Source organism: Pseudomonas sp. rhizo25 (assembly GCF_031931935.1).
Taxonomy (GTDB): domain Bacteria; phylum Pseudomonadota; class Gammaproteobacteria; order Pseudomonadales; family Pseudomonadaceae; genus Aquipseudomonas; species Aquipseudomonas synxantha.
Genome location: NZ_JAUJXA010000003.1, coordinates 46801 through 60092 on the forward strand (window position 1 = coordinate 46801; position 13292 = coordinate 60092).

The window sequence follows — 13292 nt, forward strand, 5'->3', positions numbered from 1 at the left end:
AACCGGATGCCTGATCGTCCGTTGCAAGCCGTTTTGCTGGTGCTGTGTTTGTTGGGCGGCTGTAACGCCAACACCGTCTTTGACGATGCCGAGTATCGTCCTTTGGGCGACCCCCAGGCGGTCCCCCGTGGCCGATGAATGGAGGGGGCCAGAGGATGCAACTGGTGTTTGAGGTCTGTGAAGTCGAACGCGCAAAAAACATACCCCTGGCCCGCAAAGTATTTGACGGCACAGGCGGTGTGATCGGCCGCGGCTCCGGGTGTGACTGGGTAATACCCGATCCGAGCCGCGTGCTCTCCAGTCATCACGGCTTGGTCGGCTATCGTGGAGGCCGCTATTTCCTGACGGATATCAGCCGCAATGGGACCGGGATGGCGGGCAGCGCAGAACGCCTGCGCAAAGGGCAGGCGCGCTTGATCAGTGATGGCGATGTATTTGACCTTGGGCCAGTGACGATACGCGCGCAATTGCTGAAAGCGCCCCGCCACGGCAGCGAGCAGCGGGTCATCACAGGGGGGCCGATTCCAGATGATGCGTTCCTGTCTTTGGATCCTCTGCATGCGCTCGACCATGATCACCCGCGTCGAGCCCGCTCGGAGGACCTGGAGGCATTGAGCGAGATAGTCGATGAGCCCGGCATGTGGATTGACAGCCAGGGCGCCGAGCGGGAACACCTGGTAGTGCCTTGCCCGGTCGTTCCCGCGGTGGCGCCTGGCGCGGTGGACCCGATAGCGGTGGCGGCGCCCTCCGACGAGCTGTTCTGGGGGCAGTTTGCAACAGCGTTGGGCATCGACCTGAATACCCTCGAGAGGTCCGGCCGGGAAGCCCTGGCAATCAAGGTGGCGCGCCTGTTCCACCTGGGCGTGAATGGCCTGCAACAGACGCTGCGTACCTGTGACGAACTGAACAGCGAGTTTGCTTCGGCGCCAGGTGCCAGTCTGGACCTGGCCCAGAACCCTTTGAAGGTGTGCCCCGATACGGGGGCTGCGCTAGCCGCAATGCTGGGTTCGCAGGTATTGGGCCAGTTGTCCGCTGAACGGGCGATCGTCCAGGCCCATCGGGACCTGCAAGTGCGCCAAGCCGCCCTGCTGGCCGCATGCCGAAGCACGCTGCGTAACGCCAGGACCGCCTTCGAGCCCAGCTACCTGCTGGGGTGTTTTGAGTCCCAGGGCAGGCCGCCCAGATTTTTTGCGGATGCGTGGCATTGGCGGGCTTACCAGCGTTACTACCAGCGGCTGGCGGCGGATGAACAACTGAATCGGCGTCCGCTGGAAGGTGATTTTGCCAAGGCCTACGAGGAGCAGGTTCGCCTGATTGGCGCCTTGCATATGGATTTCCCAGGATGAGAGTCATGCATCGAATTACCCTTGCAGCCCTGCTGTTCCTGCTCGGTCCGTTGGCAGGCTGCAGCGCGATTTCGCCTTTTTCGACGCTGACCAAGTTGGATTTGGTGCTGACCGCCAGCGAACAGGTCAACCCAGACCTGCACGGTCGGCCCTCTCCAGTGGTGGTCCACCTGATTGAACTGCGCCATGGCGTGGCCTTCGAGAATGCCGACTTCTTCAGCCTGTATGGCCACGCTGAGCAGGTGCTGCCCAAGGACTGGGTGAGCAGTGAGGAAGTTGAACTGCGCCCCGGCGACGGCCTGGCGCTCAAACTCAGGGTCGGGCCTGACAGTCGCTTCGTGGGTGTGCTGGCGGCGTATCGAGATTTGCCCCATGTACGCTGGCGGCTGCTGATTCCCGTCACCGCCCGGCAACTGACACGGGCCGAGCTGGTGCTGGACGGGGCCGGCATTCGGGTCGCCGGCCATTTGCCTGACCTGGAGGCGCGCTGATATGCCGATTCATAAAGTCATCTGGCAGGAAGGCATGCTGTTGCGCCCACAGCACTTGCAGCACAACGACCGTTATTACCACCAGCAACTTGATCAGACGCGCCTGCTGGGCAATGACGCCTGGGGTTTCCTGACGCTGGACCTCAACGTGCAGTACCTGAACCTGGGCAAGCTGGTGGTCAATCAGGCCAGCGGCGTCTTGCCGGACGGCAGCCTGTTTGAGTTGAGCGCAGCCATGGAACCCTTGGTCTTGCAGGTGCCGCCGAATACGGAACAGCAAGGGATTTACCTGGCGCTGCCCCTGGCGAGCGGCAATCAGGTCGAAGTGCGCCAACCGCAGCATAGCGATGTCCTGGCGCGTTACCTGAGCTGTGAAGTGGAAGTGGGGGATAGCAACGTGGGAGTGGATTCGCTTTGCCTGGTGCACTGCGCACGCCCCGACTTGCGTCTGCTGCTGGGCGAGCACCAGAGCGACCAGCGCTTTGTCAAACTCAAGATCGCGCAGGTGCTGAACTCCAGCGCCGAGGGGGGCCTGAGCCTTGATACGGACTTTCTCCCGTCGTTCATTTTTGTGCAGGCGCATGGCTATGTGGCGTCGTGCCTGAAGGAGGTAATCGGCCTGCTTGCCAGCCGAGGCGATGCCATTGCGGCGCGGATCCGTGCCGGAGGCAACGGCGCTGGCGCGCAAATCGGTGACTTGTTGATGCTGCAAGTGATCAATCGCACAGAGCTGGAACTGCGTCACCGCCTGAGCCAGCCCCAGGTGCGTCCTGAAGCGGTGTTCCGCGCGTTGGTGTCGATGCTTGGCGAGTTATCGACCTTCGCCAACGACAGCAAGCGTGCGCAACTGGAGGTGCATTACCGGCATGGCGACCAGGGCGCGAGTTTTCGCGGGCTGATGGAGCCCGTGCGAGCGGTGTTGTCGATGGTGCTGGAACAGCACGCTATCGAATTGACCCTGCAGCAACGCCAGTACGGCGTGCTGGTGTGTCCGGTGAGCGAATTGAAATTGCTCGGTGCGGCCACATTCATCCTGGCCGCCAGGGCGCAGTGTGACGCAGAGGAACTGCGCCAGCGCCTGCCGGCTCATCTGAAGATTGGGCCGGTAGAGCGCATACGGGAGTTGGTCAACCTGCATCTTGCCGGGATCAAGGTCAAGCCACTGCCGGTGGCGCCGCGGCAGATTCCGTTTCATGCCGCCAAGACCTATTTCATGCTCGACATGAGCGCCCGCGATATCGCGCAGTTGGAGCAGTCCGGTGGTTTCGCTTTCCATGTGGGAGGTGAGTTCGTCGGGCTTGAACTCGATTTTTGGGCCATCAGGAACTGAATGCCATGGACAGCGACTACTCACAAGATGAAAAAACCGTCCTGCTCGACCGCGAGAGCCATGGGCCAGTACAGGGGCCGCTGACGGACTTCCCGTCGCCGCCGCGCTACGAGCAACTTGAGGACCGCATGATCTACGCGGGCCATTTGCTTGACGCGCAGAGTTTCAACGCGGGGCTCAACCCGATGGTCGCCGCAGCCGGAGAGTTATTGTCGGAAATTGTGCGACTCAAGGTCAGCGCCGAGCGCGAAGACCTGGGCATGCTCAACGACCGGTTGTCATTGGCGATGACTCAATTCGAAACCCGTGCCTTGCAGGGTGGTGTTGAAAACAACCAGGTCATGTCCGCGCGCTATGTGTTGTGCAGCGTTCTCGATGAGGCGGTCGTCACCACCTCTTGGGGGGCGCAGAGCGACTGGTCGAAGATGAGCTTGTTGAGCCGCTTCCATAACGAGACCTTCGGGGGCGAGAAGGTTTTCCAACTGCTGGAGCGACTGTCCCGTGATCCGCTCAAGCACGTTGCCATGCTCGAGCTGATGTACCTGTGCCTGTCCTTGGGTTTCGAAGGGAAATACCGGGTCATGGAGAGAGGTGTGTTGCAAGTCGAAGCCGTTCGCGATGCCTTGTATCGGCAGATCAGGCATGTGCGCGGGGATGCGCCGACAGGGCCCGTATTACCGCCCCCCCTTGGGCAGGCGCGGCGCAGGCGGTTGTGTGTGATCCCGACCGCGTGGTGGGTGGCCTCCACTTTGGCCTGTCTGCTGGCGATGTACACGGGGTTCGCCTGGCTGCTGAGCCAGGAGCGTGCTCATGCGTTACAACCCCTTCAATTCCTGGCGTCGGACCTGATCCGCACGCCCTTGTAAACGCTGGAGCAATCAATGAGCGCATTTTTCAAGGGCGTTGGCGCCGTGCTGTGTCGGGTTTGGGTCTGGAGCCTTCTGTTGGTGCTTTGCAGCGCTGTATTGGTGTGGTGTTTCGGGCCGCTGCTGGCGGTAGCCGACCACCGCTTCTGGCAAGGTCCGACTGCCCGCCTGGCCAGCATCAGCGTGTTATTCCTGCTGTGGGGGGTGGCGATGGTGGTGGTCGACGGACGACGGGCTGGTGGGCGCGAACGACCAGAACGCCTGGCGCCCCCTCAAGCCTTGAAATGGGTGGAGGACGAGCAGAAACACCTGCGCAGTCGGTTCAAGGAAGCGCTCCAGGTGCTCAGGACTTCTCGCCGTTACGGGATGCACAACGCGCGCTGGCGCCATGATCTGCCCTGGTACCTGATGATCGGCGACCAGGGCAGTGGCAAGACGCAGCTGCTGGCAGCAGGCGGCTTGCAGTGGCCGCTTGATCACGCCGACACGCGTTCATTGGACAACCACTGTGTCTGGTACTTCGCCGATGCCGGCGTGCTGATCGATGCCCCTGGACGCTACCTGAGCCAACCCGACAGTGCCGTGGATGCAGCAGGGTGGGCGACGTTGCTGGACAGGCTCCGGCGGCGGCGCAGCGTACGCCCGCTCAGTGGCGTGGTCGTGACGCTCTCGGTGGACGCGTTGCTGGCCACCACCGAGTACGACTTGGATCAGCATGCGCGGCATGTGCAGTCGCGCATGCAGGACATTCAGCAGTCATTGCATGTGGACGTACCGATCTACCTGGTGCTGACACAGGCTGAGCGATTGCCGGGCTTCACCGAGTTTTTCGATGTGCCGCTCAGGGAGGCACCCGACGATGTGCTGGGCCAGCCCCTCGATGGCAGCTGCGCGACTGACGTCACGCAGGTTCGCCAAGCCGTCGAGCAGTTGTTGCAGCGTTTGAACGCTGAACTGATCAGCCGCCTGCACCAGGAGCGCAATCTCGAGCGCCGCGGTCTGATGCTTGAATTCCCGCAGCAGGCTGCGCGGATAGGCGAGCGTATTTGCCTGTTCATTGAGTCGGCTTTTTCGGCTCATCGCTACCAGCGCGTCAACGGCCTGCGCGGCTTCTACCTGACCTGCGCCGGCGACAAGCACGCTCGTTTTGTCCAAGGCCTGTTCAGCCGGGTGATCTTTGCCGAGGCCGACCTTGCAGGTTTGCAGGCCCCGGAGCAGCAGCGTATCCGGCGACGCCAGGGGCTGCTGGCAATGGCTGTGGCGCTGGTACTCGGCAGTGCCGCAGCGCTGTGGATGCACAGTTATTCCAGCAATCATCAACGACTGGCGCAAATGGCGGCGCTGACAACCGCCGTCTTACCCGTTCCGCAGGGTCATGATGACGCGTCGCCGCTACTGCAGCTGTTGGATGCACGCTTGGCGGCAACCCAGGTTTTTCCTGCGTCGGCAGAGGTGCGCCTGATTGAACGCGCCGGCTTGTACCAAGGTGAACTGAGCCGCCCATGGGTCGCCCAGGCTTATGATCAGGCGCTGCAACAGCGCATGCTGGCGTGGATAAAGGCCCAGCTTGAAGAGCAGGTGCGTGCCAGCCTTGGAGACCGCGAGCAGTTGTTGGATCACCTGCGCGCATACCTGATGCTCAACGTGCGCGAGCGTCGCAATAACGATTGGTTGGCACGACACCTGACGAGCCATTGGGCAGTACGCTTTGCCGCAGACCTGTCGACCCGCAAACGCCTGGGCCAGCACTTGGCACGGTTGCTTGAACGACCGTTCGTAGCTTCCCTTGATGACAACCTTGTGGCCCAGGCCCGCGAAGCCCTGAGGGGGGAATCATTGGCCGATGTGGTGTATCGGGTGTTGCGCGAGCAGGCACGCGACCTGGAGCCCTTGCGCCTGGCCGAAGGTAAGGTATTTGCTGCGTTCGACCCACCGATTCCCGGGTTCTATACCAAGCGCTATGTGCAGTTCCTTGATGCTCAAGGCCCGAGGCTGGTGAATACCATTGCCCAGGACAACTGGGTGCTGGGGGAGGCCACCGACTTGGGCTCCGAGGATTTGCGCCGGCTGATGATCCAATTGCAGCAGCGTTACTTCGGTGAATATGCCGATGCCTGGAGTGGGGCGCTCGGCCGCGTCCGGCTGCGGCAAACCGACAACCTGCGCGAAGATGCCGAGCAACTCACAGCGCTGACGTCGGCCCAGTCCCCCTTGATCCAGCTATTGCAGCAACTGCGTGAAAACACTCGCCTGTTGCCGGGTCACCAGCTGTTGGACCAGGCGGCCCAGCGCTCGGGCGAACTAGGGGGGATAGCCAAGGCGACGCTGGCGCAGGCGGGCCTTCCCGACGCCGGCCGGCGGGCATTGCAACGGCGTTTTGAACCCTTGCACCAGTTGCTGGACGAGCAGCAGGACCCCGGTGTGGCGCTGTCCCAGGCATTGCGGCTGCTGGATGAGCTGCACCTGCAACTGACGGCATTGAACCGCGACAGCGCACCGGAGCAGGCGGCGTTCCTGAGGGTGAAGGGGCGTATGGAGGGGCAGCAGGATGTGATAGGGAACCTGCGTAATGCTGCCGCGCGCTTGCCGTTGCCGCTTGCGGGCTGGTTTGAGGGGGTGGCCGATGTCAGTTGGCAGCACTTGTTGGAACGGGCTTATGTGCATGTCAACCAGCGTTACCAGAGCGAGGTTTATAGCCTCTACGCCAAGGCGATTCGCCAGCGATATCCCTTCGATGCCCATGCGGCCAGCGAGGTCGCCCTTAATGACTTTCATGAGTTTTTCAAACCGAATGGGGTCATGGCACGCTTTTACGACGGGTATCTGCGGCCGTTCGTCAGTGTCGACGGGGTCCGCTATCGGTTGCGTGGCCTGGATGGTCAGAGCTTGCCGGTGTCGCGCTCGCTACTGGATCAACTGATGAAGGCCCAGGTTATCCGCCGTGGCTTCTTCACCCCGGACCAGGGTGATCTGTCGGTTCGGTTTACCTTGGCGCCCTACAGCCTGGATCAGTCAGTCAGCCGGGCGATCCTGCGGTTTGGCGACCAGCAGTTGGAGTATCGCCACGGCCCGATCGTGCCCATGGCGTTCCATTGGCCAACCGATGCAGACAATGGGCGCAGCAGCCTTGTCCTGGAGAGAGGCGTGAACCAACGGCCACTGGGGATCGAGAAAAACGCAGGCGCGTGGTCGCTGTTCCGCTTTTTGGATCTGCTGCACAAAGAGCCCGCAAACGGGCGAAACACACAGATTTTCAAGGCGGACCTCGCCGGACTGCGTGCCAATTACCTGCTGACAAGCCAGCGTACACCTGGCCCGTTTGACATCGGCACCTGGCGCACCTTCCGACTGGCGCAGCAACTGTGAGCCAGGGGCCCCGTCAGTGGCGCAGTGCCGGGCGCACCGAGCGCGGGCAGGCGCGGTTGCGCAACGAAGACGCGTTCCTGGACTGCCCACAACATGGCTGCTGGGCAGTGGCCGACGGGATGGGCGGGCATCGACATGGAGATGTCGCCAGCCGCTGGGTGGTCAGCAGCCTCGCTTCAGTGTCGGCCCGGGGCAACCTCGATCAACGCATCGACGCGGTCCGCAAGAGCTTGCAAGGCGTCAACCAGCGCTTGAGAAGTTGCCGAGCCGGGCCTGACACAAGCGCTGATGCCACCATGGGCAGTACGGTGGTGACGTTGTTGCTTGAGAATGGGCGTGCGGCCTGTCTCTGGGCGGGGGATAGTCGCTGCTATCTATGGCGTGGGCAGCGCCTTTATCAGTTGTCGAGGGACCATTCGCTGCTGCAAGGCCTCATCAACGAGGGGCAAGTCAGTGCGACCCAAGCCCGGGGTTACCCTGGCGCCCGGGCCCTGACCCGGGCCATTGGTGCACGTTCGCCACTGCATCTGGAGGTACTGGAACTCAGTACCCGTCCGGGCGATGTGTTTTTGTTGTGCAGTGACGGCCTCTACCAGACGCTCAGTCATGCAGACCTGGGCCGAGCGTTACGCCTGGGCGCGCCGCAGCAGGCGCTGGAGCGGCTGTTTGCCGGGGCGTTGCGTGGGGCGGCACGGGATGACCTGACCGCTGTAGTGGTGCAGCCTTGAGCCCGGCGAGTGAGCCGCCGCGTTTGCTGGGCGGGCGCTATCACCTTGAGTCCGTACTGGGCAAAGGTGGGATGGGTGTGGTGTATCGTGCGCGTGACCTGTTGCACGAACAATTAGGCGAGGCGGGTTCGCCTATGGCACTCAAGCTATTGGCCGAGCCTTTTGCCCAGTGCCCGGATGCACATGTGTTGTTGTTCAGTGAATTCGCGTTGGCGCGCAGCCTGCGGCACCCGCGTGTGGTGCGGATGTTTTCGTTCGAGGTCGATACCCAGAGCCAGATCGCGTTTTTCACCATGGAGTGGCTGCAAGGCGTGACCCTGGACCGGCTGCTCCTGGAGTGCCCCGACGGCTTGCCCTGGCGGGAGCTGCAACCCATGGCCCTGCAGTTGCTGGACGCCCTGGCCTACACTCATCAACAGAATGTGCTGCACGGCGACGTTAAGCCGGCCAATGTCATGGTGGGACAGGAGGGGGTGTGCTTGTTCGATTTTGGCCTGGGGTACGCACAAGCGCAGGTGGCGAGCCTGTCGTGCCTGAGTCGCAGCCGGTTCAATGCCTGGACGCCCGCTTATGCAGCGCCGGAGCTGCGCGAGGGCGGTGTATTGAGCGCTGCCGCCGACGTGTATGGCGTGGCCTGCATCATTTACGAATTGGCTCACGGCAAGCGTCTTGGCAAGCACACGCCGATGGATAGATTGACCTGCCCGAGGCAACTGCCCAGGCGCTGCTGGTCGGCGTTGCGACTGGCGCTGGCAACAGACCCGCAACGGCGAACCATCACAGCCGCCGAATTAGGCAAGGTGATCGGTTGCAAACAGTCGCGTTGGTATCTGTAGGGCGAGGGTCAAACCATCAAGTCATGTAACTGACAGTATTCGACCCAGTCCAGGCCGGCCATCTGTGCGACTTCCTTATGCACCTCGCGGCGTTGCGCCTCGAAGGCCTCGATGGACTCGGCCGTCAGCTTGAGCGTCAGTTCCCAGGCGAACAGATGCTGCTGTTCAGCGTGTGCTTCGAACGCTTCGTGCAGGCGTTCGGCGCGATACTGCGCCAGGGTTTCGCCCCTGGCCTGGGCCGCCAGCGGATTGAGGTTGTCCAGCTCACTGGCGATGTGCGGGTGTTCGCGCAGGAATCTGTCCAGTGCAAGCTGGTAAGTATCACTGGGTGCTGACAACGGCGTACACCTTAATGGGAAGGCCGGGACCCGGCATCGGGCGTAGGGTTGCTGATGTGACGTCGAGCGCGTTTGCGCGACCTGCGCCGCATCCAGTTCTGCAACGGTGCGAGCAAAAAGAACGTCAGGTAGGCGACCAGCACCAATGCCAAGTCTACCCAGGTCTCGGCAACGGGCCCGGTAAACAGTTCAATGACGTTCTTGATCACGAACAGCAGCACCACGCTGCATAACCAGAGCAGGATGGTCACAAATAGGGGACGCATGTTGCTTGGACGCTTGTCTTGCATAGTAAGGCTCTCTCCTTTATGCCTGTTGTCGTTCCAGGCTAGATTCCCTGAGCGCACCCGTTGCTACGCAGGTTGTAACATCCTTTGACACGCAGAAAGGCGCGGATGATACCGACTCAGATAGGCTTAGGGGATGACTCAAGTCAGAAAGTTCGATAATTCAGTAGAGAATTCGTGTAGCAACCCCGCAGATAGTTCCGAAAAAGCCTGAGAGTCGTGGGCAAAAGGCTTTCACTCCCACCATCAGGACGTGTAGCGTTAGCGAGGGTTTCCGGCCCTGGTTTTCAGCGGCAGTAAGGTGACGGGCAGAGGGCGGCTCATGGCACAAACGCTGTTCAGACTTTTCCTTACCCAGCGCCTGGCAGTCTTGGCCAGCACCGAATCGTTGCGTGCGATTCGTGAAGGGCTGCTATGGATCCTGCCTTGCCTGCTGGTATCGGCCGGTTTCCTGATCCTGTCCGAATGCGCCCGGGTGCTGGGGTTCAACCAGCAGGTGGTGGGGTTCCTGGCAGGGCTGCATAACCAGATCAGTTCGGTGATCCCCCTGCTGGTCGCGGCCTCCATCGGTTACATGTTGGCGATCCGGCACCGCCTGCCACAGTTGCCGGTGGCGTTCCTGTGCCTCGTCCATGTGGTGGTCGCCACCTTTGTCCTGCGCGAATCCCCCAGGGCTTCGGCCACTTTCCTACTGTTTATAGCTATCGCCTCACCCTTGATCAATGTGCCCGCCATCGCCTGGCTGCACCGTTTTCGCTGGACGCGGCTGGTCAACGAAGACCTGGTTGGGCATAACCTCAAGGGCACCATCAATATGGTGCTCCCCGGTGCGATCACTGCGGTGTCGTTGGTGCTGCTGCTGTCGTTGCTGCTGCTGATCCCTTATGTGGCGCAATGGCAGGGGCCTCAAGTACTCGATGCATTGCAAGCGCCCTACGGCAGCGGACTCTTTGTAACGCTGATGAATTCGCTGCTGTGGTTCTTCGGCATTCACGGCGTGTATGCCATGCAGCCGCTGTTCGACGTGCTGGACAAGGCCGTGGTGCTCAATGGCGCGGCGCAGGCGGCGGGGGAGCCAGTCCTGTACCTGCTCAACAGCGGTCTGCTGGGTAGTTTTGCGTTTATCGGTGGTTCCGGTGCCACATTGTGTCTGCTGCTGGCGATCCTGCTGTTTTCCAGGAGCCAGTCCATGCGGTTGCTGGCTATTGCTAGTTTGCCGCTGTCGTTATTCAACGTCAGCGAGGTGCTGTTGTTCGGGTTGCCGATCATTCTCAACCCGCGTTTGTTCATCCCCTTTTCGCTGGTGCCGGCATTCAACACGGTGGTGGCGCTGGCGGCAGTGCAGCTGGGCTGGGTCTCACCGGCCGTGGCCAGCGTGCCATTTACCGCGCCGGTACTGCTCAATGCCTACCTCAGCACCCATGGTGATCTGGCGGCGGTGCTGCTGCAGTTGGTGCTGCTAGGCGTGGGCACGCTGGTGTATGCGCCCTACGTGCGGGCAATGCATCGCCAAGCCGCCGAAGGTGGCACGGTGTACTTGAAATCACTGGACATGACCTTTCGCGGCCTCGAAGAAAAAGGCCGCCTGCTGGAGTTCGACCCGGTGCTGGCCTCCCACAGGACTTCGGCACGACAGGCCGTTGAGTTGAGCCGCATCCAGCAGATCAGCGATTACGAGTTCTACCTTGAATTCCAACCCCAGGTGTCCACCCGCACCGGCCTGTGCACCGGGTGCGAGGCGTTGATGCGTGCCCGGGACAGCCAAGGTACGGTGCATTCGCCCTGGGAGTTCCTGCAATGGCTGGCGCAGGCCAGGCTGATGCCGGATGTGGACGTGTGGGTGGCGTCCCAGGCCGTGCGCCAGTATCAGAAGTGGAAGAAGGGCGGTTTTCAATTGCCGATGACCATTAATATTTCCAGTTCCACCTTGAAGGACGCGGCCTATGGTGATCGTCTGGTGGACATTCTTGCCCAGGCCCATGGCTGGGTCTCGGTGGAGATCACTGAGGACGCGCTGGTCAGTGATATCCCGGCTACGCGCCAGACCATCGAAAAACTGCAAGCCATGGGTGCCAAGGTGTACCTCGATGATTTTGGCACTGGATTTTCCGCCTTGAGTTACCTGCACCAGTTTCCCGTGGACTTCATTAAGATTGACCGCAGTTTTGTGGTTGCCCAGCGTGAGCCCAAGGGCGCCCAGTTGCTGACCGGCATGTTGCGTTTTTGCGAGGCCTTGAAGCTGGGGGTGGTGGTGGAGGGGGTGGAAACTGCCGAGCAGTTGGGCTTTCTGAGTACGGGGCCTGAGGTGTTTATTCAGGGGTGGTATTTCAGTAAGGCATTGCCGGGGGATCAGTTGCCGGGGTTTGTGCGTGAGCGGGCGGCGTTGGCTTGATCCATATGTGGCAGGGGCCTGCCTCCTCTGGGCCCTGACAGCTGACCGCTATATAACTGATGCCGCATGGTACAAGTGTGGGAGGGGGCTTACCCCGATGGCGGCCTGACAGTTGACCAGGATGTTGGATCAGACCGAGTACATATCCATTGTTTAGGTAACGGCCAATATTGGTTCCGCTCTTACAGCGGGTCACTTTTGGAAGAGCGCCAAAAGTAACCAAAAACGCTTTGCCCCACCACTCGGCACCTCGCCCAGGCTCGGTGTGCCCGTAATCCGACAGGGATTTGGGGGGCCGCCGCCACGCGCCATCCATGGCGCGGGGCGGCTAAACCGGCATCCCTGCCGGTTTACCCCCCAAATCCCTGTCGAATTCCGGCCAGCGTGGTTTGACGGGGCGCCTGAGATCAAAAGCAGATCAAGATCAAGAGCGGCTCGCTGCGCATCGTGGTTACGTTCGGCTCTTACGCCGACTCATACCCGTGCCGCGTCCGCTCGATCTCTTCTACCAGCCCGTCTATCCCCGCCAGGCGTGCCCGGTTGTCATGATCCCAAGGATGAAACCCCGGTTTGAAATAATGCAGCCACGGCCGCAGCATGCGCGGGAACACCCCCTTGGGGCCATACAAATACTTGACCATGCGCCACAACCCCTTGAGCTTGCCACCCGAGGTGCGGTCGGCAATCAGCAGGCGTACGTGGAAATCCAGCACCACCAACCAGAACATCAGGGTGGTGGTCAGCATGGTCCCGGTGCGCAGCAGATAGCGTGCAGGTCCGGGCGTGATGACGCGGTTCCAGACATCGAACGCCACGGCTTTATGTTCGGTTTCTTCCAGGGCATGCCAGTACCACATCTGCTGGTAACCCTTGAGCGAGTCGCCAAAGCGCGACGGGTCGCTCAGAAGGATTTCCGCGAGCATCGCGGTGTAATGTTCAAGGGCAATGGTTACTGCCAGGTTGAACGCTGGTGGCAGGTGTTTTTTCTGCAGGTCGAGGAAGAATTTCAGGCGCCGGTCGAGGGTGTGCGCCGGTAGCCCGGCCGCTTGCAGCAGGTCGTTGTAGGCCACATGTTCGCGGCTGTGCATGGCCTCTTGGCCGATAAACCCCTGGATTTCCCTTTTCAGTTCTGGATCGTCGATCTGCCCACGGTAGTGGCGCACGCTGTCCATGAAAAACAGCTCGCCCTGGGGAAACAACAGCGACAGGGCATTGAAGAAATGGCTGATGACTGGACCTTGTTCATGCCAGTTCTTGATGCGCTCGGCAGGCAAGGCAAAACGGATATCGCGACGGATCGGCAACATGGTGC

General features: G+C 61.3%; 12 protein-coding genes. 9 read left to right on the plus strand and 3 right to left on the minus strand.

Going from position 1 to position 13292, the window contains the following annotated elements; all coding sequences use genetic code 11:
• Window positions 1-6: 6 nt before the first annotated feature.
• From QZR30_RS07305 to QZR30_RS07340, 8 genes are read left to right on the plus strand one after another with little or no spacing between them, the layout of a single operon-like run.
• The gene (locus QZR30_RS07305) at window positions 7-138 is read left to right on the plus strand and encodes a hypothetical protein (protein WP_059397885.1); all 132 of its coding nucleotides are present in this window, start codon (window positions 7-9) and stop codon (window positions 136-138) included.
• Between the two features lie 17 nt (window positions 139-155).
• Window positions 156-1346: a type VI secretion system-associated FHA domain protein TagH gene (gene tagH / locus QZR30_RS07310; RefSeq protein ID WP_311903108.1), complete on the plus strand. Its 1191-nt coding sequence runs from the start codon at window positions 156-158 to the stop codon at window positions 1344-1346.
• A 5-nt stretch (window positions 1347-1351) separates the two neighbouring features.
• Window positions 1352-1837 carry a type VI secretion system lipoprotein TssJ gene (tssJ, locus tag QZR30_RS07315; protein WP_056846205.1) on the plus strand — a complete coding sequence of 162 codons (486 nt, stop codon included), beginning with the start codon at window positions 1352-1354 and terminating at the stop codon, window positions 1835-1837.
• A 1-nt stretch (window position 1838) separates the two neighbouring features.
• Window positions 1839-3167, plus strand: a complete 1329-nt coding sequence (gene tssK / locus QZR30_RS07320; RefSeq protein WP_311903109.1) for a type VI secretion system baseplate subunit TssK — start codon at window positions 1839-1841, stop codon at window positions 3165-3167.
• A 5-nt stretch (window positions 3168-3172) separates the two neighbouring features.
• Complete coding sequence (icmH, locus tag QZR30_RS07325; RefSeq protein ID WP_046068429.1) at window positions 3173-4033, plus strand: type IVB secretion system protein IcmH/DotU; 861 nt, start codon at window positions 3173-3175, stop codon at window positions 4031-4033.
• 15 nt (window positions 4034-4048) lie between these two features.
• A complete protein-coding gene (gene tssM / locus QZR30_RS07330; protein ID WP_311903110.1) occupies window positions 4049-7399 on the plus strand; it encodes a type VI secretion system membrane subunit TssM in 3351 nt (1116 codons plus the stop codon).
• Window positions 7396-8127: a PP2C family protein-serine/threonine phosphatase gene (locus QZR30_RS07335; protein ID WP_311903111.1), complete on the plus strand. Its 732-nt coding sequence runs from the start codon at window positions 7396-7398 to the stop codon at window positions 8125-8127. Before tssM ends, QZR30_RS07335 begins: the two co-directional genes overlap by 4 nt.
• On the plus strand, window positions 8124-8963 hold the full coding sequence (locus QZR30_RS07340; protein WP_046068426.1) for a serine/threonine-protein kinase: 840 nt from the start codon (window positions 8124-8126) through the stop codon (window positions 8961-8963). Before QZR30_RS07335 ends, QZR30_RS07340 begins: the two co-directional genes overlap by 4 nt.
• Before the next feature lie 8 nt (window positions 8964-8971).
• Here the strand turns inward: QZR30_RS07340 and QZR30_RS07345 are convergent, their stop codons facing one another.
• Both QZR30_RS07345 and QZR30_RS07350 read right to left on the minus strand, forming a co-directional pair.
• Window positions 8972-9301: a DUF6388 family protein gene (locus tag QZR30_RS07345; protein ID WP_046068425.1), complete on the minus strand. Its 330-nt coding sequence runs from the start codon at window positions 9299-9301 to the stop codon at window positions 8972-8974.
• Window positions 9302-9312: 11 nt separating this feature from the next.
• Window positions 9313-9567 (minus strand): hypothetical protein, encoded by a 255-nt coding sequence (locus tag QZR30_RS07350; protein WP_233518707.1) that lies wholly within the window; start codon window positions 9565-9567, stop codon window positions 9313-9315.
• A 343-nt stretch (window positions 9568-9910) separates the two neighbouring features.
• Here QZR30_RS07350 and QZR30_RS07355 point away from each other — a divergent pair, with 343 nt between their 5' ends.
• Window positions 9911-11980 carry an EAL domain-containing protein gene (locus QZR30_RS07355; protein ID WP_311903113.1) on the plus strand — a complete coding sequence of 690 codons (2070 nt, stop codon included), beginning with the start codon at window positions 9911-9913 and terminating at the stop codon, window positions 11978-11980.
• 464 nt (window positions 11981-12444) lie between these two features.
• Here the strand turns inward: QZR30_RS07355 and QZR30_RS07360 are convergent, their stop codons facing one another.
• A complete protein-coding gene (locus QZR30_RS07360; RefSeq protein WP_046068422.1) occupies window positions 12445-13287 on the minus strand; it encodes a metal-dependent hydrolase in 843 nt (280 codons plus the stop codon).
• Window positions 13288-13292 lie beyond the last annotated feature (5 nt).